The sequence below is a fragment of the Variovorax sp. GW531-E2 genome (assembly GCF_059423125.1).
In genome coordinates this window covers 1-19,454 of sequence record NZ_JBWKXQ010000019.1, presented here as the reverse complement: position 1 = coordinate 19,454, position 19,454 = coordinate 1, and the positions used below count along the sequence as shown (strand labels likewise).

19 protein-coding genes are annotated in these 19,454 nt (G+C 68.6%); 16 read left to right on the top strand and 3 right to left on the bottom strand.

Going from position 1 to position 19,454, the window contains the following annotated elements:
- Positions 1-53: 53 nt before the first annotated feature.
- Complete coding sequence (locus AC07XP_RS13605; RefSeq protein WP_495264959.1) at positions 54-1,556, bottom strand: cryptochrome/photolyase family protein; 1,503 nt, start codon at positions 1,554-1,556, stop codon at positions 54-56.
- On the opposite strand from AC07XP_RS13605, the gene AC07XP_RS13600 reads away from it, so the two are divergent.
- From AC07XP_RS13600 to AC07XP_RS13575, 6 genes are all read left to right on the top strand, one after another.
- Entirely contained in the window at positions 1,557-2,156 is a 600-nt protein-coding gene (locus tag AC07XP_RS13600) for a YqgE/AlgH family protein (protein WP_095948042.1), read from the top strand.
- Complete coding sequence (gene ruvX / locus AC07XP_RS13595) at positions 2,153-2,611, top strand: Holliday junction resolvase RuvX (protein ID WP_495264958.1); 459 nt, start codon at positions 2,153-2,155, stop codon at positions 2,609-2,611. The genes AC07XP_RS13600 and ruvX overlap by 4 nt, the downstream gene beginning before the upstream one ends.
- Positions 2,608-3,105: a bifunctional pyr operon transcriptional regulator/uracil phosphoribosyltransferase PyrR gene (gene pyrR, locus AC07XP_RS13590; protein WP_495264957.1), complete on the top strand. Its 498-nt coding sequence runs from the start codon at positions 2,608-2,610 to the stop codon at positions 3,103-3,105. The genes ruvX and pyrR overlap by 4 nt, the downstream gene beginning before the upstream one ends.
- Positions 3,105-4,067, top strand: a complete 963-nt coding sequence (locus AC07XP_RS13585) for an aspartate carbamoyltransferase catalytic subunit (RefSeq protein ID WP_056577783.1) — start codon at positions 3,105-3,107, stop codon at positions 4,065-4,067. Before pyrR ends, AC07XP_RS13585 begins: the two co-directional genes overlap by 1 nt.
- Before the next feature lie 139 nt (positions 4,068-4,206).
- Positions 4,207-5,490 carry a dihydroorotase gene (locus AC07XP_RS13580; protein ID WP_495264956.1) on the top strand — a complete coding sequence of 428 codons (1,284 nt, stop codon included), beginning with the start codon at positions 4,207-4,209 and terminating at the stop codon, positions 5,488-5,490.
- Between the two features lie 58 nt (positions 5,491-5,548).
- Positions 5,549-6,295 carry a lysophospholipid acyltransferase family protein gene (locus tag AC07XP_RS13575; protein ID WP_493195740.1) on the top strand — a complete coding sequence of 249 codons (747 nt, stop codon included), beginning with the start codon at positions 5,549-5,551 and terminating at the stop codon, positions 6,293-6,295.
- 304 nt (positions 6,296-6,599) lie between these two features.
- Here AC07XP_RS13575 and AC07XP_RS13570 read toward each other — a convergent pair whose 3' ends face one another.
- A complete protein-coding gene (locus AC07XP_RS13570; RefSeq protein WP_070062752.1) occupies positions 6,600-7,397 on the bottom strand; it encodes an IclR family transcriptional regulator in 798 nt (265 codons plus the stop codon).
- Positions 7,398-7,588: 191 nt separating this feature from the next.
- Between AC07XP_RS13570 and AC07XP_RS13565 the strand changes: the two genes are divergently transcribed.
- Genes AC07XP_RS13565 through AC07XP_RS13520 form a run of 10 tightly spaced genes read left to right on the top strand, consistent with a single transcriptional unit; the run spans position 7,589 to position 18,734 of the window.
- On the top strand, positions 7,589-9,343 hold the full coding sequence (locus AC07XP_RS13565; protein WP_495264955.1) for an FAD-dependent oxidoreductase: 1,755 nt from the start codon (positions 7,589-7,591) through the stop codon (positions 9,341-9,343).
- 33 nt (positions 9,344-9,376) lie between these two features.
- Entirely contained in the window at positions 9,377-10,153 is a 777-nt protein-coding gene (locus AC07XP_RS13560) for an SDR family NAD(P)-dependent oxidoreductase (RefSeq protein ID WP_095948047.1), read from the top strand.
- Between the two features lie 60 nt (positions 10,154-10,213).
- A complete protein-coding gene (locus AC07XP_RS13555) occupies positions 10,214-11,413 on the top strand; it encodes an ABC transporter substrate-binding protein (protein ID WP_062469728.1) in 1,200 nt (399 codons plus the stop codon).
- Between the two features lie 56 nt (positions 11,414-11,469).
- A complete protein-coding gene (locus tag AC07XP_RS13550) occupies positions 11,470-12,393 on the top strand; it encodes a branched-chain amino acid ABC transporter permease (RefSeq protein ID WP_062469725.1) in 924 nt (307 codons plus the stop codon).
- Complete coding sequence (locus AC07XP_RS13545) at positions 12,390-14,171, top strand: branched-chain amino acid ABC transporter ATP-binding protein/permease (RefSeq protein ID WP_099792889.1); 1,782 nt, start codon at positions 12,390-12,392, stop codon at positions 14,169-14,171. The genes AC07XP_RS13550 and AC07XP_RS13545 overlap by 4 nt, the downstream gene beginning before the upstream one ends.
- A gap of 20 nt (positions 14,172-14,191) precedes the next feature.
- On the top strand, positions 14,192-14,902 hold the full coding sequence (locus AC07XP_RS13540; protein ID WP_495264954.1) for an ABC transporter ATP-binding protein: 711 nt from the start codon (positions 14,192-14,194) through the stop codon (positions 14,900-14,902).
- A gap of 28 nt (positions 14,903-14,930) precedes the next feature.
- Entirely contained in the window at positions 14,931-15,899 is a 969-nt protein-coding gene (locus AC07XP_RS13535) for an MBL fold metallo-hydrolase (RefSeq protein ID WP_095746773.1), read from the top strand.
- Position 15,900: 1 nt separating this feature from the next.
- The gene (locus AC07XP_RS13530) at positions 15,901-16,824 is read left to right on the top strand and encodes a DMT family transporter (protein ID WP_495264953.1); all 924 of its coding nucleotides are present in this window, start codon (positions 15,901-15,903) and stop codon (positions 16,822-16,824) included.
- A 9-nt stretch (positions 16,825-16,833) separates the two neighbouring features.
- A complete protein-coding gene (locus AC07XP_RS13525; protein ID WP_495264952.1) occupies positions 16,834-18,018 on the top strand; it encodes an NADH:flavin oxidoreductase/NADH oxidase in 1,185 nt (394 codons plus the stop codon).
- Positions 18,015-18,734, top strand: coding sequence for an EthD domain-containing protein (locus AC07XP_RS13520; protein ID WP_307637992.1), 720 nt, complete (start codon positions 18,015-18,017; stop codon positions 18,732-18,734). The genes AC07XP_RS13525 and AC07XP_RS13520 overlap by 4 nt, the downstream gene beginning before the upstream one ends.
- Here the strand turns inward: AC07XP_RS13520 and AC07XP_RS13515 are convergent.
- Positions 18,697-19,098, bottom strand: coding sequence for a hypothetical protein (locus AC07XP_RS13515; RefSeq protein WP_447747098.1), 402 nt, complete (start codon positions 19,096-19,098; stop codon positions 18,697-18,699). The two genes, AC07XP_RS13520 and AC07XP_RS13515, sit on opposite strands and share 38 nt — an antisense overlap.
- Between the last annotated feature and the right edge of the window lie 356 nt (positions 19,099-19,454).

Genomic DNA, 19,454 nt, shown 5'->3' with positions numbered 1-19,454 from the left:
CGGCAATCGGCGCGCAAAAGAAAAAGGGCCCTTCGGGGCCCTTTTCTCTTGGGTTACGGCTTTTGCAGGGCCTTGGCCCGCGCCGCCGCATAGCGCTGCATCGTCTTCTCCCGCGCCTCGGCGTGGTCCACCACCGGCTTCGGGTAGTTCTCGCCCAGCCTGACGCCCGCTGCCTCCAGCTCGACTGGCGAGGCCATCCACGGCGCATGGATCGCCACGTTCGACAGGCCCGCGAGCTGCGGCAGGTAGCGGCGGATGAACTTGCCTTCGGGGTCGAAGCGTTCGCTCTGCGTCACGGGGTTGAAGATGCGGAAGTAGGGCTGGGCGTCGCAGCCGGTCGAGCTGGCCCATTGCCAGCCGCCGTTGTTCGAGGCCAGCTCGAAGTCGTTCAGGTGCAGCGCGAAGTAGCGCTCGCCGCGCCGCCAGTCCAGCCCCAGGTCCTTGCACAGGAAGCTCGCCACCACCATGCGCAGCCGGTTGTGCATGTAGCCGCTCTGGCGGATCTGCAGCATCGCCGCATCGACCAGCGGGTAGCCGGTGCGGCCTTCGCACCAGGCGTCGAACAGCTGGTCGGCGTGCTTGCCGTGGTGCCACTGGATCTTGTCGTATTCGGGGCGGAAGCTCTTCGATTCGCCGTTCGCATGCACGTGCGGAAAGTGCGCCAGGATCTGAAAGTAGAAGTCGCGCCAGACCAGCTCGCTGAGCCAGGTCGCGGCCCCGGTGTTGCCCTGCAACGCCAGCTGGTGCGCCACGCTGGCCAGTTGGCGGATCGACACGGTGCCGAAGCGCAGGTGCACGCCCATGTAGCTGGGCCCGCGCACGGCCGGGAAGTTGCGTGCCTCGTCGTAGCGGTCGATGCGCTCGAAAAAGTCTTCGAACAGCGCGCCCGCGCCGCGCGTGCCGGTGGGAATCTCCAGCGTCTGGAGGTTGGTGCTTTCAAAGCCGATCTCGCCCAGCGTGGGCACCGGCCCGTTCAGGGCCGGCGGTGGCGGGGCGAGCGCGTCGGCGTGGCTGCGCACGGGGTACGACTTCAGGAAGAACGAATCCACCTTCGCCAGCCAGGCCCGCTTGTACGGCGTGAACACCGTGTAGGGCAGGCCGGCCTTGGTCATGACCTCGTCGCGGTCGAAGACCGTGCTGTCCTTGAAGGTGTGGAAGCTGATGCCCGTATTGGCCAGCGCGCCGAGCACGCGGGCGTCACGCGCCAGGGCGTCGGGTTCGTCGTCGCGGTTGGCGAACACCGCCTGCACGTCGAGCGTGTGGGCCAGCGCCGGGATCTCCTCGGCGGCCACCGCGTGCCGCACGATCAGCCCGCTGCCCAGGCCGCGCAGCTCGGCTTCGAGCTCCACCAGCGATTCGCGGATGAATTCGACCCGCCGGTCCGCGCGGGGCAGGGCGTCCAGGATCGCCCGGTCGAACACGAAAACGCACACCACCTGCCGGCAGGCCCGCAGCGCCCGGTACAGCGCTGCGTTGTCGTCCACCCGGAGGTCCCGGCGAAACCACATGAGCCCTTTGGGATAGGTCTTGTCGACGGCCAGTAAAATCGGGGGCATATGGCTGCCGATTCTGCCCCGATGAACCTGACGCATCACTTTCTGATCGCGATGCCGGGGATGGAAGACAAAACTTTCAACCGCAGCGTCGTTTACCTCTGCGAACACAGCGAGCGCGGTGCGCTCGGGCTGGTGATCAACAAACCCAGCGACATCAACCTCAAGGTGCTGTTCGAGAAGATCGAGCTGCACCTGGCCCGCCCCGAGCTGGGCGACGCCCCCGTTTTCCAGGGCGGCCCGGTGCAGACCGAGCGCGGCTTCGTGCTGCACGAGCCGGTGTTCACCCAGGCCGAGAAACCCGAGGAATCGGTCTACGCCTCGACCATGACCATCCCCGGCGGGCTCGAAATGACCACCTCCAAGGACGTGCTGGAGGCCCTGGCCACCGGCGCCGGCCCGCGCAAGGTGCTGGTCTCGCTGGGCTATTCGGCCTGGGGCGAGGGCCAGCTGGAGTCCGAACTGGCCGAGAACAGCTGGCTCACCGTGCTGGCCGACCCGGCCGTGATCTTCGATACGCCGGTGGAAAAGCGCTACGACAAGGCGTTGATGCTGCTGGGGCTCGAGGCCTGGACGCTGTCCCCCGACGCGGGCCACGCATGAGCGACGTCATGTCCGACGCGCCCGCATCCGCCCCTGCTTCCGTTTCCGCTCCCGCCGCCGTTCCTGCGCATTTCCAGAGCTTCCTGGCCTTCGACTTCGGCGCCAAGCGCACCGGCGTGGCCAGCGGCAACCGGCTGCTGCGCACGGCGACCCCGCAGGCCACCATCAAGGCCGAGGGCGCCGACGCCCGCTTTGCGCAGGTCGAGGCGCGCATCAAGGAATGGCAGCCCGACGCGCTGGTGGTCGGCGTGCCCTACCACCCCGACGGCGCCCCGCACGAGAACACCCGCCGCGCCCAGAAGTTCGCGCGCCAGCTGCGCGGCCGTTTCAATCTCCAGGTGTTCGAGGTGGACGAGCGCTACAGCACCACCGAGGCCTTGTCGTCCGGCGCCCGCGACGCCGACGCCGCCTCCGCCTGCATCATCCTGGAACAGTTTTTGAGGAGTCTCCCGTGAGTTCAATCCCCGATGCCGAAGCGCTCTACACGACGCTGCTGTCCGGCGTGAAGGCGCTGATGCGCCCCGAGACGAAACTGGTGGGCATCACCTCCGGCGGCGCCTGGCTGGTCGAGCGCCTGCAAAAAGACCTGGGCCTGGCCGGCGCCCCCGGCATCATCTCGTCGGCCATGCACCGCGACGACTTCGCGCGCCGCGGCCTCTCGGCCAGTGCGCAGACCGCGCTGCCCTTCGACGTGAACGGCGCCGACGTGCTGCTGCTCGACGACGTCCTCTACACCGGCCGCACCATCCGCGCCGTGCTCAACGAGCTGTTCGACTTCGGCCGCCCCGCCTGCGTGCGCCTTGCCGTGCTGGTGGATCGCGGTGGCCGCGAACTGCCCGTCGCAGCCGACTTCGCGGCAACGACGCTCAAGCTGCCCGACACCCAGCTGCTCGCCCTCGCGCGCGCCGATGACGGCGCCTTCAGCCTCAAGGTGGAGGACAACACGTAATGCTCTACAAGCGAAATCCGCAGCTCAACAAGAACGGCGAGCTGATCCACCTGCTGTCGATCGAGGGCTTGCCCAAGGACATCGTCACGCACATCCTCGACACGGCCGCCAACTTCACCAGCGTGAGCGACCGCGAGGTGAAGAAGGTGCCGCTGCTGCGCGGCAAGAGCGTGTTCAACCTGTTCTTCGAGAACAGCACGCGCACGCGCACCACCTTCGAGATCGCGGCCAAGCGCCTGAGCGCCGACGTCATCAACCTGGACATCGCGCGCTCCTCGGCCACCAAGGGCGAGTCGCTGCTGGACACCATCGCCAACCTGAGCGCCATGGCCGCCGACCTGTTCGTGGTGCGCCACAGCGAGTCGGGCGCGCCCTACCTGATCGCGCAGCACGTCGCGCCGCACGTGCACGTGGTGAACGCCGGCGACGGCCGCCACGCGCACCCGACGCAGGGGCTGCTCGATATGTACACGATCCGCCACTACAAGAAAGACTTCTCGAACCTCACGGTCGCGATCGTCGGCGACGTGCTGCACTCGCGCGTGGCGCGCTCCGACATCCATGCGCTCACCACGCTCGGCTGCGCCGAAGTGCGCGTGGTCGGCCCCAAGACGCTGGTGCCCGCCGACATGGCCGGCATGGGCGTGCGCGTGTGCCACACGCTCGAAGAAGGCATCAAGGACTGCGACGTCGTCATCATGCTGCGCCTGCAGAACGAGCGCATGAGCGGCGCGCTGCTGCCCTCGTCGCAGGAGTTCTTCAAGACCTTCGGCCTCACGCAGGAAAAGCTGCAGCTGGCCAAGCCCGACGCCATCGTGATGCACCCGGGCCCGATCAATCGCGGCGTGGAGATCGACTCCGCCGTGGTCGACGGCAAGCAGAGCGTGATCCTCCCGCAGGTCACTTTCGGCATCGCGGTCCGCATGGCCGTGATGAGCATCGTGGCAGGTAACGAAGCATAGACATGTTGCTCGCCCCCAGTCTTCGCGCACTTCGTGTCGCTTCGCCAACCCCCTACCGGGGGCAACACCAGTGGCCCGGCAAAGCCGGTTCCACGGTGTTTCCCGAAAAGGCCCTGACTGCCACCGGAAGTACAGACGCATGAACATCCTCATCACCAACGGCCGTGTAGTCGACCCCGCCTCGGGCACCGACAAGCCCACCGACATCGCCATCGCCGACGGCAAGATCGCCGGCATCGGGCGCGCACCGACCGGCTTCAAGCCCGAGCGCACCCTCGACGCCACGGGCTGCATCGTCACCCCCGGCCTCGTCGACCTCGCCGCGCGCCTGCGCGAGCCGGGCTACGAGCATGAAGGCATGCTCGAAAGCGAAATGGCCGCGGCCATCGCGGGCGGCGTGACCAGCCTCGTGTGCCCGCCCGACACCGACCCCGTGCTCGACGAGCCCGGCCTGGTCGAGATGCTCAAGTTCCGCGCCGAAAAACTGCAGTGCGCGCGCCTGTTCCCGCTCGGCGCGCTTACGCGCAACCTCGCCGGCGGCGTGCTCACCGAGATGGCCGAACTCACCGAGGCCGGCTGCATCGGCTTCGGCCAGGCCGACGTGCCGCTGGCCGACACGCAGGTGCTGCAGCGCGCGCTGTCGTACGCCAGCACCTTCGGCTACACCGTGTGGCTGCGCCCGCAGGACCGCGACCTCGGTAAGGGCGTGGCCGCCAGCGGCGCGCTCGCCACGCGGCTGGGCCTGGGCGGCGTGCCGGTGGCGGCCGAGACGATCGCCATCTTCACCATCATCGAGCTCATGAAGAGCACCGGCGCGCGCGTGCACCTGTGCCGCATTTCCAGCGCCCGCGGCGTGGCGCTGGTGCGCGAGGCCAAGGCGCAGGGCCTGCCGATCACCTGCGACGTCAGCATCAACTCGCTGCACCTGGCCGACACCGACATCGGCTTCTTCGACAGCCGCGCGCGCTTGAACCCGCCGCTGCGCCAGCAGGGCGACCGCGACGCGCTCTCGGCCGCGTTGGCCGACGGCACCATCGACGCGCTGGTGTCCGACCACACGCCGGTCGAGGCCGACGCCAAGACGCTGCCTTTTGCCGAAGCCGAACCCGGCGCCACCGGCCTCGAACTGCTGCTGCCGCTCGCGCTGCAGTGGGGCGAGCGCAGCGGCGCGGGCCTGGCGCGCGCCATCGAGGTGGTCACCTCGGCGCCGGCGCGCCTGCTGAACGCGGCCGACGCGGCCAGCGGCATCGGCCGCATCGCCGAGGGCGGCGTGGCCGACCTGTGCATCGCCGATCCGTCGCTCGAATGGCAGGTGGTGCCCGAGGCGCTGCGCAGCCAGGGCAAGCACACGCCGTTCTCCAGCTACCCGATGCAGGGGCGCGCGCGCCACACGCTGGTGGCCGGTCGCGTCGTGCACGGCTGAGCGACAGCCGCCCGCCACACGGCACGCCGTCAAAAAGAAGAAGAGGGCCCGCGTCCAGATGCTGCACTCGTTGAAGGCCGGCTGGCGCCTGCTGCATGCGGCCTCGCATGCGCTGTCGGGCTGGTGGACGATCCGCTTCACCTTCCCCCGCCTGCCGCAGGACGAGCGCAACGCGCGCGTGCAGGCCTGGTCGGCGCGCATGCTGCAGATCATGGGCGTCACGCTGCGCGTGCAGGGCGAGCCGCCCGCGCACGGGCCGGCGCTGCTCATCTGCAACCACCTCTCATGGCTCGATATCACCGCCATCCATGCGGCGCGCCATGTGCGCTTCGTGTCGAAGTCGGACGTCAAGCAGTGGCCGGTGATCGGCACGCTGTCCACCGGCTCGGGCACGCTCTACATCGAGCGCGAACGCCGGCGCGACGCCATGCGCGTGGTGCACCACATGACCGAGGCGCTGCGCGGCGGCGACCTGATCGGCGTGTTCCCCGAAGGCACCACGAGCGACGGGCGCGGGCTGCTGCCGTTCCACGCCAACCTGCTGCAGGCCGCGATTTCCTCGGGCGCGCCGGTGATCCCGGCCGCGCTGCGCTTTGCCGACGCCGCCACCGGCGAAACCAGCCAGGCGCCGCGCTACATCGACGACGACAGCCTGCTGGCCTCGGTGTGGAACACGCTGCGCGCGCCGCCGCTCTTGGCCATCGTGCGCTTCGGCGAGCCGCAGCCTTCGTACAGCCGCGAACGCCGCAGCTGGGCGCATTCGCTGCATGAAGACGTGCAGCAGCTGCGCCGCGATACCCACTGAGCGGCACTGAGCGGATCGATCCGCAAAAAAAGCGCCCCGGGAGGGGCGCTGTAACGACGCAAGAAGCGCCGTGAGGAGGAAGCGGGATCGTTCGTCGTGACTCGTGGCCGGTCAGAGAATGCCGAACACCTTCAGCCCGATGATCACGATCAGCGGGACGCCGCAGAGCCAAAGGATGATGCTTTTCATGACCGGTCTCCGTGAGGTAGGTAGGCCTCTACGGTGGCCGCGTCTGCGGCCCGCGCGTGCGGGATAAGGCAAACCAAGCGCGTGAGCGCCTGCCTACACGGCACGGGCCGGCGGTTCAGCCCGCTTCGTCGGTGGGCACGAAGCCCAGGCGGCGCGAGATTTCGAGTGCGCAGGCCTTCAGCGGCACGGCCACGCGGCCGTTCCAGTCGCTGTCGAAGGTGGCCTCGGGGCCCATGGCCGTGATGCCCAGCACCAGGTTGTTGGTCGAGTCGAACACCGGCGCGCAGAAGGCGTCGATGCCCGGAATCGGCTGGCCCAGCGTGCGCGAGATGCCGTGCAGCCGCGTCTCGACCAGGAGCGCCTCGATCTGCGACTTCGACAGCTCTTCGCTGGCGCCGCGCCCGTCGGCCGGGCGCGTGCGCGCCAGGTCTTCGAGCATCATCTTTTCCACCACCTTCGGCGGCAGGTAGGCCGCGAACAGCCGGCCCGTGGCCGTGTAGGCCAGCGACATCACGGTGCCGGTGCGCAGGTTCACGTGCAGCGGGTGGATCGGTTCTTCCAGCCGCACCACGGTCGGCCCGAAGTTGCCCCAGACCGCGACCGCGATGCTCTGTTCGGTCTCGGACGCGAGCGCCTCGATGAGCGGCGAGGCTTCCTTGATCGGGTCGAGCCGCTGCAGCTTGGCCAGGCCCAGTTGCAGGGCCAGCGGGCCCAGCTCGTAGCGGCCGGTGCCGTCCTGCACCACGAAGCCGACCTTCAGAAAACTCACCAGGTAGGGGTGCGCCTTGCCGACCGGCACGCCGGCGGCCTTGCCGAGATCGCGCAGCGCCATGGGCGCCACGTGCCGGCCAAGCGCGACCAGCAATTGCGTTCCGATTTCGACGGATTGAATGCCACGTCTTGGCTTTTCCATGGGGCGCCCGGCGTGGGGGTTGAGAGTGGGAGCGAGTATAGCCATCAGGGTTTCTACTGATATTGTCGTGTTCAATCGACGATGACTGATCATCTGATAGTAACTAAACGACTTGACCATATCAACATCGATGCCTACACTCCGCCGCAACTTAAGTCGTACACACAACACGAGAGCGAACAGAGGCAGAGATGGAACAGAACACGTGGGAATGCGATGTCCTCGTCGTCGGCAGCGGCGCATCGGGCATGGCCACCGCCGTCACGGCGGCGTCGCAGGGTTTGAAGGTGCTGGTGGTCGAGAAAGAGCCGCGCTTCGGCGGCACCACCGCGCGCTCGGGCGGCTGGCTGTGGATTCCGGGCACGCGCCTGGCCACGGAGCAGGGCATCCATGAGCCGCCCGGCGCGGCGCTCGACTACATGAAGCACGAGACCACGACGCACTTCGACGCGGCGCGCGTGGGCGCCTTCCTCGACATGGGCCCCAAGGCCATCGACTTCTTCACGCGCCAGACCTGCGTGCAGTTCGACATGCCGGCCGTCTTCCCCGACTACCACGCCGAAGCGCCCGGCGGCCAGCCCGGCGGGCGCTCGATGGTCACGCGCCCGTTCGACGGCCGCGAGCTCGGCGCGCGCATCAAGCACCTGGCGCCGCCGCTGCCCGAACTCACGGTGTTCGGGATGATGTTGGGCTCGGGCCCCGAGATCAAACACTTCATGCGGGCCTTCAAGTCGCCGACCTCGTTCTGGTACGTGACCAAGCGCCTGACCCGCCACTTCCTGGACGTGGTGCGCCACGGCCGCGGCATGACGCTGACCAACGGCAACGCGCTGGCCGGCCGCTTGGCCAAGGCCGCGATGGACCTGGACATTCCCGTGTGGCTTTCGTCGCCCGTGAAGAAGCTCATCGTTGAGTACGACGGCGTCTCGGGCGCCGTGGTGCAGCACGAAGGCAAGACGGTGCGCATCACCGCCAAACGTGGCGTGGTGCTGGCCTGCGGCGGTTTCCCGTACGACGTGGAGCGCCGCAAGCAACTGTTCCCGCACGCACCCACCGGCAAGGAGCATTACTCGCCGTCGCCTTCCACGAACACCGGCGACGGCCTGCGCCTGGCCGAAGCCGTGGGCGGCCGCGTCGACGGCACCATCCCGCACGCGGCGGCCTGGGTGCCGGCCTCGGTCACCACGCGCCCCGACGGCAGCAAGGGCGTCATGCCGCACTTCATCGACCGCGCCAAGCCGGGCGTGATCGCGGTCACGCCCAAGGGCAAGCGCTTCGCCAACGAAGGCAACTCGTACCACGACTTCGTGCAGGCGATGGTCAAGGCCTGCGAGGGCGAGCCCGAGGTCACGGCCTGGTTGCTGTGCGACCACAAGGCGCTGCGCGACTACGGCCTGGGCTGCGTCGCGCCCGCGCCGCTGCCCATCGGCCGCCACCTGAAGACCGGCTACCTCAAGCGCGGCGCGAGCATCGGCGAGCTGGCCAAGGAAATCGGCATCGCCCCGGCCGCGCTCGAAGCCACCGTGCAGGAGTTCAACCAGGGCGCGCGCACCGGCGACGACCCCGCCTTCGGCAAGGGCAGCAAGGCCTACAACCGCTACCAGGGCGACGCCAACGTCACGCCGAACCCCTGCGTGGCGCCGCTGGAAAACGGCCCGTACTACGCCATCAAGCTGGTCATCGGCGACATCGGCACTTTTGCCGGCCTCGTCACCGACGAGAAGACCCGCGTGCTCGACGCCGACCGCCAGCCGATCAAGGGCCTGTACGCCGTCGGCAACGACGCGGCCAGCGTGATGGGCGGCAACTACCCCGGCGCGGGCATCACGCTCGGCCCGGCGCTCACCTTCGGCTACGTCGCGGGCCTGCAGGTCGCGCAGGCCGAAGTGGCTGTGCCCCTGCACGTCGAACAGCGCGAAGCCGTGGCCGTGCCGCGCGGCGCCTGACCCCGTTCCGATAGTCAACCCAAGGAGCCGACCATGCCCTTTCCTCCTCACGTCGCACCGCGCCTGCTCGAAGGCCGCCTCGCGCTGATCACCGGCGCCGGCCAGGGCAACGGCCGCGCGCTCGCGCTCGGCCTGGCCCAGGCGGGCGCGCGCGTCGTCGTCACCGACATGAACGAAGCCACCGTGGCCGAGACCGCGCAGCTGGTGCGCAATGAAGGCGGCGAGGCCTGGTCGTTCGTGCTCGACGTCACCGCGCCCGAGGCCTGCCAGGCGCTGGCGGCGCGCGTGGCGCAAGAGGTCGGCAACGTCGACCTGCTGGTGAACAACGCCGGCATCATCATCCGCGAGACCACCAGCAGCCCGAACGCCGCAGCCAACTGGAAGAAGACCATCGACGTGAACGTGCACGGCACCTTCAACACCACGCTGGCCTTCATCCCCGTGCTCAAGCAGACGAAGGGCTCGATCATCAACATCGCCTCCATCGCCGCCTACGCGGGGCAGGCCGCGAGCCTGGGCTACTCGCCCTCGAAGGGCGCCATCAAGATGCTGACGCAGTCGCTGGCGCAGGAGCTCGCACCGGCCGGCGTGCGCGTGAACGCACTGGCCCCCGGCGTGATCGAGACGCCCATGACCGCCGCCACGCGAGAGAACCCGCAGCGCCTCGAGTCGTTCATGACGCGCATCCCGCTGGGCCGCGTCGGCCAGACCGAAGACCTGGTGGGCCCGGTGATCTTCCTGGCCAGCGACATGTCGCGCTACGTCACCGGCATCACGCTGCCGGTGGACGGCGGCTTCCTCGCCGTCTGAGCCACGCCTCTTCCTTTTCGATTTCCCGTTCCCCGTCCGTCAACCCTTAGGAGACAAAGAATGAAAACGATCCGTCTGTACAAGACCCTGCTCGCGACCGCCGCCTTCGCTGCGTTCTCGGCAGGCGCCTACGCGCAAGACATCAAGCTCGGCTACAACGGCGACCTCTCGGCGTCGCCCTCGGCGCAGAGCGGCCAGGCCGCGGTGCTGGGCATGGAAGCAGCCATTGCCGACCTGAACGCCGCCGGCGGCGCGCTCGGACGGAAGTTCACGCTGGTCACGCGCGACGACGTCTCGGCGCCGCCGAAGTCGATCCAGAACATGAGCGACCTGGTCGACAACGAGAAGGTCGTCGCCGTGTTCGGCCCCACCAACTCGGGCAACGCCATGGCCTGGAAGCACATCGCCAACCAGAAGAAGATTCCGGTGCTGGGCAACGTGGGCTCGGGCACCGACATCACCAAGCCCATGAGCGCCGGCGCCGACAACTACATGTTCCGCGTCTCGATGGTCGACCGCGAGCAGGTCGCCGCGCTCATGGCCTACGTGAAGCGCAACACGGCCGGCTCCAAGGTCGTGGGCCTCATGGCCGAGACCACCGGTTACGGCCAGGGCGGCCTGAAGGACATGGAAGAAATCGCCAAGCTGCAGGACATCAAGATCGCGGCCACCGAGCGCTTCGGCGTTGGCGACACCGACATGACCTCGCAGCTCTCCAAAATGAAAGCCGCCAACGTCGACACCGTGGTGGTGTGGGCGCAGGGCACGCCGATCGCGCAGCTGGTGCGCAGCATGGAGAAGATCAACTACTTCCCGCTGACGCTCACCTCGTGGGCGGCCGACAACATCACCTTCTACGACGCGGCCGGCAAGGCGCTGGCCGAGAAGCCGATCTTCATGCGCACCGTGAGCGAAACGCGCACGCCCGTGCAGCAGAAGCTGTTCGACCGCATCGGCAGCAAGCTGAAGGCGCCGGGCTCGTTCTCGTTCGCGCTGCACGGCTACGACTCGGTGCTGCTGCTGGCCCAGGCCATGAAGCAGGCCAACAGCACCGACGGCGCTGCCGTGCGTGCGGCGCTCGAGGACCTGAAGACGCCGGTGCAGGGCGTTCTCAAGACCTACGAGAAGCCTTTCAGCAAGACCAACCACGAAGCCCTGACGGCCAAGGACCTGGTCTGGATCCGCTGGAAGGACGGCAAGCTGCTGCCCTACAGCGACGCGCTGATCGGCGCGCTCAAGCCGGCCGACTTCAAGCAATAAACGTCTGAGACAAAAGGAACGGGGCACCGCCTCGTTCCGCAACGGAGATACACACCATGGTTGAAGCGCTCCTGCAGGCGCTCATCAGCGGGCTCGCCGTCGGCGGTGCCTATGCGCTGGTGGCCCTCGGATTCAGCATCACGTTCACGACGACCAAGACGCTGAACTTCTCGCACGGCGAGTTCGTCTCGGCCGGCGCGTTCATCGGCATGAGCGCGCTGTTCCTCGTGCTGGGCAAGCCGCTCAGTTCCACCACCTTCGGCGACGCCGTGCCCGGCGCGGGCGCGCAGCTGTTTGCGCTGGTCGCCGCGCTCGGCGTGATGGGCCTCTTGGGCTGGCTGCTCTACGTGCTCGGCGTGCGCCCGTTCGCGGGCCGCCCGGGCATGGCGTGGGTCATGAGCACGCTGGGCTTCGGCGTGATCCTGCAAAGCGTGGGCCTGGCCATCTGGGGCCCGAAGCCCGTGGTGGTACCCGCGCCCGTGGGCGACACCGTGATCCGCATGTTCGGTGTGGGCGTGCGCCCGCAGGAACTGCTGACGCTGGGCGTGGCCGTGGTCGTGATGATCGGCTTCGACCGCGTGATGAACCGCACCATGATCGGCAAGGCCATGCGTGCCGTGGCGCAGAACGGCAACGTCGCCAGCCTCATGGGCATCAACACCAACGCCATGATGATCGGCGCCTTCGTCGTCAGCTCGGCGCTGGCGGGGCTGTCGGGCTTCCTGCTCGCACCCATCGCGCAGGCCTCGCTCTTCATGGGGCTGACCGTGGGGCTCAAGGGTTTCTCGGGCGCCATGATCGGCGGCCTGAGCAACCCGCGCGGCTGCGTCATCGGCGGCTTTTTGCTGGGCGTGCTCGAGTCGATGGTGAACCTCTGGCAGGCGCAGTGGCGCGAGGTCGCGGTGTTCGCGCTCGTGATCCTGGTGCTGGCCTTCCGGCCCACGGGCCTGTTCGGCCGCTCGACGGTGGAGAAGGTATGAAGCGCCTCGCCCATCCCGCCGCCGTGGTGCTGGTGGCGGCCGTGCTGTGCGGCCTGGTCTCGCTGTCCGGCAACGACTACTACCTGCGCATCGCCTTCATGATGTGCGTCTACTACCTGTGTGCCGCCGGCATGAACGTGCTGGTCGGTTACGCGGGACAGAAATCGCTGGGCCAGGCCGGCCTGTTCGCGGCCGGCGCCTACGCGGTCGCGCTCATCACCTCGCGCACCGAGCTGAGCCCGTGGCTCGCGCTGGTGATCGCGGCAGTTGTCTCCGGCGTGTGCGGCGTGCTCATCGCGCTGCCCTCGCTGCGCGTGAAGGGCCCGTACCTCGCGATGGTCACGCTGGCCTTCGGCATCGTGGTCGAGAAGCTCGTGGGCGAATGGACCGACGTGTTCGGCGGCGCGCAGGGCATCTACGGCATCCGCCCGCTGACCTGGAACGGCCAGCCGCTGAGCAGCGTGCAATGGGTGATCCTGGGCATCGTGCTCAGCGCCGCGCTGCACCTGCTGCTGCGCAACCTGCTGCAGGGCCGCTTCGGCCGCGCGCTGCTGTCGCTGCAGGCGGACGAGATCGCCTCGTCGTCGGTGGGCGTGCGCGTGTACCGCGCCAAGGTCATGGCCTTCGTGGTCGCGGCCGTCACCTGCGGCATCGCGGGCGCGCTCGTGGCGCAGCAGAACCAGTACATCAACTCCGACTTCATCACCTTCCACCTGTCGATCTTCATCCTGCTGCTGGTGCTGTTCGGCGGCGCGGGCTCGATGTACGGCCCCATCGTGGGCGCGGTGCTGCTCACGGCGACCGACGCGCTGCTCGCGCGCTGGCCTTCGGCGCAGCACTTCCTGTACGGCTTTTTGCTGCTGTTCGCGCTGTACGTGATGCCGGGCGGCGTGGTGGGCCTGTTCAACAAGTGGTTCCTGAAGTCGCGCCACCGCGGCGAAGGGGCGGCCGGCAACGGCGTGCCGGGCCAGATCGGTCCCGGCGGCGAAGGCGAGCTGCTGGTGGTGCAGGGCGTGACCAAGTCGTACGGCGGCGTGAAGCCAGCGCAGGACGTGTCGTTCCGCCTGCAGCGCGGCCACATCCACGCGCTCATCGGCCCGAACGGTGCCGGCAAGAGCACCATGATCAACATGCTCACCGGCGTGGTCGAACCCGACGCGGGCGTGATCCGCTTCCTGGGCCGTAACATCGTGGGCCAGCCGGCGCACACCATCTGCTGCCTGGGCATGGGCCGCACCTTCCAGAACCTGCGTTTGTTCGCCGACCTCTCGGTGCTCGACAACGTGATGCTCGGACGGCACAGCCGCATGAGCAACGGCTTCCTGTCGTCGCTCGTGGCCTGGCCCACGGCCGGAAAGCAGGAGCGCGCCACGCGCGACCGCGCGCTGCAGCTGCTCGACCTCGTGGGCCTGGGCCACCTGGCGCACTGGCCCGCCGGCAGCCTGCCCTACGGCCTGCAGCGCCGCGTGGAACTGGCGCGCGCGCTGGCCACCGAGCCGCAGCTGCTGCTGCTCGACGAGCCCGCCGCCGGCCTCAACCCGCAGGAGACCGCCGAGCTCGGCGAACTGCTGGTGCGCATCGGCAAGTGCGGCGTGTCCATCCTGATGGTGGAGCACCACATGGACCTGGTGATGTCGATCTCCGACCACGTGATCGTGCTCGACTACGGCGTGAAGATCGCCGAAGGCAAGCCCGCCGAGGTGCAGTCGAATCCGCGCGTGGTCGAGGCCTACCTGGGCGTGGACGACGAAGAAGACATGGCCGCCGTGCCCGCCTGAGCCAGAGGACCGAAACCATCATGTTGAAAATCGAATCGGTGAAGGTCTCGTACGGCGCCATCGAGGCCGTCAAGGGCGTGAGCCTGGAAGTGCGCGCGGGCGAGGTCGTCACCATCATCGGCGCCAACGGCGCCGGCAAGAGCACGCTGCTCAAGAGCATCGTCGGGCTGGAGCCCGTGACCGAAGGCCGCGTGCTCATCGACGGCAAGGACTGCACGCACGTGCCCGCGCACCAGCGCGTGGGCCTGGGCGTGGCGCTGTCGCCCGAGGGGCGCGGCGTGTTCCCCGACCAGACCGTGCGCGAGAACCTGATGCTGGGCGCCTATTCGCGCCGCAGCGACAAGGCCTTCGTGGAACGCGCCATCGAACGCGAATTCGCGCGCTTCCCACGCTTGAAAGAACGCGCGCATCAACTGTCCGGCACGCTGTCGGGCGGCGAGCAGCAGATGCTCGCGATTGCCCGCGCGCTCATGAGCGAGCCGCGCTTGCTGCTGCTCGACGAGCCCTCGCTGGGCCTGGCGCCGCTCATCATCAAGGACATCTTCGACGCCATCCGCCAGCTGCGCAGCTCGGGTCTCACGATCCTGCTGGTGGAACAGATGGCCAAGCAGGCGCTGGGCGTGGCCGACCGCGCCTACGTGCTCGAAACCGGCTGCATCACGCTCGAAGGCTCCGGCCGCGAGCTGCTCGACAACCCCAAGGTGAAGTCCGCGTACCTCGGCACGCATTGAATTCACCGCTCACATCAAAGGAACTCCCATGACCACCAAGAAATTCGCCAGCCAGGCCGACCTCGAAGAAAAGAAGGTCTCGTTCACCCGCCTCTCGGAGAACGCCTACGCCTACACCGCCGAGGGCGACCCCAACACCGGCGTCTTCATCGGCGACGAGGCCGTGATGGTGGTCGACACCCAGGCCACGCCCGCGATGGCGCAGGACGTGATCCGCCGCATCCGGGAAGTCACGCCGCTGCCCATCAAGTACGTGCTGCTGAGCCACTACCACGCGGTGCGCGTGCTGGGCGCGTCGGCGTACTTCAAGGAAGGCGCCGAGCAGATCCTGGCCAGCCGCGACACCTACGACCTGATCGTCGAGCGCGGCGAGCAGGACAAGGCCAGCGAGATCGGCCGCTTCCCGCGCCTGTTCCGCAACGTCGAGTCGGTGCCCGCTGGCCTCACCTGGCCCACCATGACCTTCGACGGCACGATGAGCGTGTGGCTGGGCAAGAAGCTCGAAGTGAAGATCGCGCAGGTGGGTCGCGGCCACACCAAGGGCGACACCATCGCCTACCTCGAAGACCAGAAGATCTGCTTCGCCGGTGACCTCGTCGAGTACCAGAGCACCGCCTACGCGGGCGACTGCTACTTCCGCGACTGGCCCACCACGCTCGACCGCCTGGCCGGCTTCGGCTTCGAGAAGCTGGTGCCCGGTCGCGGCGCCGCGCTGGAAAACGCCGCCGACGTGCGCAAGGCCATCGCCTCCACGCGCGCCTTCATCTCCGACGTCTACACGCTGGTGAACAACGGCGTGGCCGAGGGCAAGTCGCTCAACGTGATCTACAAGGAAACCGTGGCCGCGCTGCGCCCGACCTACGGCCACTGGGTCATCTTCGACCACTGCATGCCCTTCGACGTGACCCGTGCCTACGACGAAGCCACCGGCCATGTGCATCCGCGCATCTGGACCGCGGAGCGCGACATCGAAATGTGGAACGCCCTCGAAAGCTGAGGTGAGCCAACCCGCGCCTTCGCACGGCGCCACGCCCGCGTCCGTGCAGGGCTGGATGCTGCTCGCGATGCTGGTGTGGGGCGTGAACGTCTCGGCCGTGAAGGCGCTCACCGCGTCCTTCGAGACGCTGCCGCTGGCGGCGCTGCGCATGGGCGTGGCGTGCGTCGCGCTCAGCGCCATCGTGCTGTGGCGGCGCGGTGGCGTGCCCCGGCTCACGGCGCGGCAGCTCGCGGTGATGGCGGGCTGTGCGTTCCTCATGGTCTACGGCAACCAGATCCTGTTCGCGCAGGGGCTGCTGCGCTCCACCGCCACCAACGGCGCGCTCATCATGGCGCTGAGCCCGCTGGTGTCGGCGCTGATGGCCGCGCTGGTCTTCGGCGAGCGCTTCACGGCGCGCCGCATGGTGGGCGTGGCGCTGGGCTTCGCGGGCGTGGCGGCGGTGGTGCTGAGCCACCCGGGCGCGGGGCTGTCGAGCGCCGGCATCGGCGACCTGATGCTCGCGCTGTCGGTGGTGAGCTTCGCGGTCGGCGGCGTGGGCGTGCAGCGGCTGGCGCGGCAGATCGATCCGCTGTCGATCAGCTGGGTCATCTACCTCATCGGCACGTTCATGCTCGTGGTGCACACCCTGCTCGGGCCGTCGCGGCTCGGCACGGCGCAGCTCTTTCCCGGCCTGTGGCCGTGGGCGCTGGTGCTGTTCTCGGGCATCGCGGCCACCGCCGCGGGCAACCTCATCTGGAACCGTGCGATCTCCGTCATCGGCGTGGCGCGCACGGCCGTCTTTCTCTACTGGGTGCCGGTGTTCGGCGTGCTGTTCGCGGCGCTGCTGCTGGGCGAAGTGCTCACGTGGTGGCACCTGTTCGGCTTTGCGGCGGTGATGAGCGGCACCTGGCTCGGCACGCGGCCGGTGGCTGCGCCGGCCCCTTGATTCCTTCACATGCCTGATTCTTCTCTTCCCCTGCTGTTCCAGCCCTTGCAGCTGCGCGAGCTCACGCTGGCCAACCGCATCGTCATCTCGCCCATGTGCCAGCACGCCGCCGAGCGCGGCCATGCCACGCCGTGGCACCTGGTGCACCTGGGCAAGTTCGCGCTCGGCGGCGCGGGCCTGATCCTCACCGAGAGCACCGCCGTCGATCCGCGCGGGCGCATCGGCACCGCCGACCTCGGCCTGTGGAACGACAGCCAGATCGCGCCGCTGAAGGCCGTGGTCGATTTCGTCCACGCGCAAGGCAGCGCCATCGGCGTGCAGTTGGCGCACGCGGGCCGCAAGGCCGGCAGCGAGCCGCTGTGGGAGGGCGGGGCGGCCATCGACCCGGCGCGCATGGCGGCCGACGACGAGCCCTGGGAGCGCCTGGGCCCCAGCGCGCTCGCGGCCGGCCCCGGCTGGTCGGCGCCGCGCGCACTCGATGCCGCAGACATGGCCGAGGTCGTGCAGCGCTTTGTCGATGCCACCGTGCGCGCCGACCAGGCCGGCTTCGACGTGGTCGAGCTGCACTTCGGTCACGGCTACCTGGTGGCGAGCTTCCTGTCGCCCAACGCCAACCACCGCGACGACGCGCTCGGCGGCAGCCGCGAGAACCGCATGTCGCTCGCCTTGGAAATCGCGCAGCGCGTGCGCGCCGCATGGCCCGCCGGCAAGCCGCTGTTCTGCCGCCTCTCGGCCGTGGACGGCACGCTCGACGGCTGGAGTCTCGACGACTCGGTGGTGCTTGCGCGCGAGCTGAAGCGCTGCGGCGTCGACGTGATCGATTGCTCGTCCGGCGGCCTCACCGAAGAGACGCGCGCGCTGCCCGTGCCGCGCGGCCTGGGCTTCCAGGTGCCCTTCTCTGAACGCATCCGGCGCGAGGCCGGCGTGGTCACGCAGGCCGTCGGGATGATCGTCGACGCGCAGCAGGCCGAGGCCGTGCTCGCCGCCGGGCAGGCCGACCTCGTCGCGCTCGGCCGCGAAGCCCTGTTCGACCCTTACTGGCCGCACCACGCGGCCGCCGCGCTCGGCGCCGATCCGCAGTATCAGCGCTGGCCTGTGCGCCACGGCGTGTGGCTCGCCAAGCGTGCGCCCGGCCTGGCGCGTGCGCGCGCCGAAGCGCAGAACGCGCCACCCCACAAGGAGACCGATCGATGACCGACCCCACGACCACGACCCTGCGCATGGGCCTGATCCGCAAGCAGCCCGGCTGGACCGACGAGGCCTTCAGCCGCCACTGGCGCGAACGCCACGGCCCGCTCGTCGCGCGACTGCCCACGCTGCGCGCCTACCGCCAGAACCGCGTGACCGACCGGCTGCAGCGCGGCATCGACTTCGCACGCGGGCCGTGGGACTTCGATGGCTTCTCGCAGCTGCAGTTCGATGCGGCAGCGCAGGCCGATGCGGCCTTCAACACCGGTGAGCTGGCGGCAGAGATCCGCGCGGACGAGCGGCACTTCCTGGGCGGGCTGCACATCGTGACGGTCGAGCAGACCGAGGTCATCGCGCCGCCGTCGCCCGCATCGTCGGCGGGGCCGGCGATGCTCAAGCGCATCTCGACCCTGCGCCGCCCGGTCGCGCAGTCGGAAGAAGACTTCCGCCGCGAATGGAAGGTGCACGCCGACCACGTGCGCCGCATGCCCGGCGTGGCCGGCTACCGCCAGAACGTGGTCGTCGCGCGCGAGTTCGAGAAGGGCACGCCCTGCGGCTACGCCGAGCTGCCGATCGACGGCATCGTGGAGCTGTGGTTCGAGAACACCGACACGTTGAACGCCGCCTTTGCTTCGCCCGAAGGCCAGCGCACCATGGCGCACGCCAAGACCTTCCTGGCGGAGATCACGGCCTTTGTGGTGGAGGAGTTTCGGGTGGTGTGAAGGCCGACGCGAGCCCGTAGTGCACCGAGGTGCTCAGGGCCGGGATCACCGGGTGGTGCGAGACAGGGTGCGATGCGCGCGCGGGCACCGTGCCGATGGGCGCGATCTCGCGGGGTCGCTGCACCGGCGCAGCCTCCGCTTCGTCGCTGCGCCCGGGCGGCTCGGGCAGGAACACCCCGCGCCGCAATGACCAGATGCAGGCGCCGAGGCGCAGCAGCTTCTCGACCTTCACGTCATGCGCCGGATCGTCCGGCGACTCCTGCGCGATCAGCTCGCCCAACTGCGTGAGTGCATCGGCGGGCGTCATGCCGCGCCCGATCCGTGCCACTTCCACCATGGCCGCCAAGGCCTCGGTCTTGTTCATCGCTTGCCCCCTGTTGCTTGTCTCTTGCTACGAAGGACAGCATGCCGTTACGCGGTGCATCCAAAAGTAGTCCGGCGCGCCGTCGGGTCGTCGATTGAAATCTTGTCCCTGCGCGGGGCGGGGCGTACACATTGGCCGGCGCCGTCTGATCAAGCGAAGTGCGACTGCGCCCTGTCTTCAATAGCCAAACGTGTTTGGAAGGCCGGGGTGGCTCAATGGGCCTGCATTGAAAACAAAAATATCAATTCCATTGATGCCGTTTTTTTCTTTTTTATAGATCGATGGGTGCTGCCGATAAGATGCGGTGACCAAATATTTCAATTGAATTGATGCCATGAGACTGTCTAGATTTTGGA

Bases quoted from the DNA above. Each gene is read 5' to 3' on its own strand.
- AC07XP_RS13570 (WP_070062752.1), bottom strand. From the start codon at position 7,397: ATGGAAAAGCCAAGACGTGGCATTCAATCCGTCGAAATCGGAACGCAA.
- AC07XP_RS13520 (WP_307637992.1), top strand. From the start codon at position 18,015: ATGACCGACCCCACGACCACGACCCTGCGCATGGGCCTGATCCGCAAG.
- AC07XP_RS13580 (WP_495264956.1), top strand. From the start codon at position 4,207: ATGAACATCCTCATCACCAACGGCCGTGTAGTCGACCCCGCCTCGGGC.
- AC07XP_RS13560 (WP_095948047.1), top strand. From the start codon at position 9,377: ATGCCCTTTCCTCCTCACGTCGCACCGCGCCTGCTCGAAGGCCGCCTC.
- AC07XP_RS13545 (WP_099792889.1), top strand. From the start codon at position 12,390: ATGAAGCGCCTCGCCCATCCCGCCGCCGTGGTGCTGGTGGCGGCCGTG.
- AC07XP_RS13515 (WP_447747098.1), bottom strand. From the start codon at position 19,098: ATGAACAAGACCGAGGCCTTGGCGGCCATGGTGGAAGTGGCACGGATC.
- AC07XP_RS13575 (WP_493195740.1), top strand. From the start codon at position 5,549: ATGCTGCACTCGTTGAAGGCCGGCTGGCGCCTGCTGCATGCGGCCTCG.
- AC07XP_RS13525 (WP_495264952.1), top strand. From the start codon at position 16,834: ATGCCTGATTCTTCTCTTCCCCTGCTGTTCCAGCCCTTGCAGCTGCGC.
- AC07XP_RS13550 (WP_062469725.1), top strand. From the start codon at position 11,470: ATGGTTGAAGCGCTCCTGCAGGCGCTCATCAGCGGGCTCGCCGTCGGC.
- AC07XP_RS13565 (WP_495264955.1), top strand. From the start codon at position 7,589: ATGGAACAGAACACGTGGGAATGCGATGTCCTCGTCGTCGGCAGCGGC.
- ruvX (WP_495264958.1), top strand. From the start codon at position 2,153: ATGAGCGACGTCATGTCCGACGCGCCCGCATCCGCCCCTGCTTCCGTT.
- AC07XP_RS13540 (WP_495264954.1), top strand. From the start codon at position 14,192: ATGTTGAAAATCGAATCGGTGAAGGTCTCGTACGGCGCCATCGAGGCC.
- AC07XP_RS13555 (WP_062469728.1), top strand. From the start codon at position 10,214: ATGAAAACGATCCGTCTGTACAAGACCCTGCTCGCGACCGCCGCCTTC.
- AC07XP_RS13585 (WP_056577783.1), top strand. From the start codon at position 3,105: ATGCTCTACAAGCGAAATCCGCAGCTCAACAAGAACGGCGAGCTGATC.
- AC07XP_RS13605 (WP_495264959.1), bottom strand. From the start codon at position 1,556: ATGCCCCCGATTTTACTGGCCGTCGACAAGACCTATCCCAAAGGGCTC.
- AC07XP_RS13535 (WP_095746773.1), top strand. From the start codon at position 14,931: ATGACCACCAAGAAATTCGCCAGCCAGGCCGACCTCGAAGAAAAGAAG.
- AC07XP_RS13600 (WP_095948042.1), top strand. From the start codon at position 1,557: ATGGCTGCCGATTCTGCCCCGATGAACCTGACGCATCACTTTCTGATC.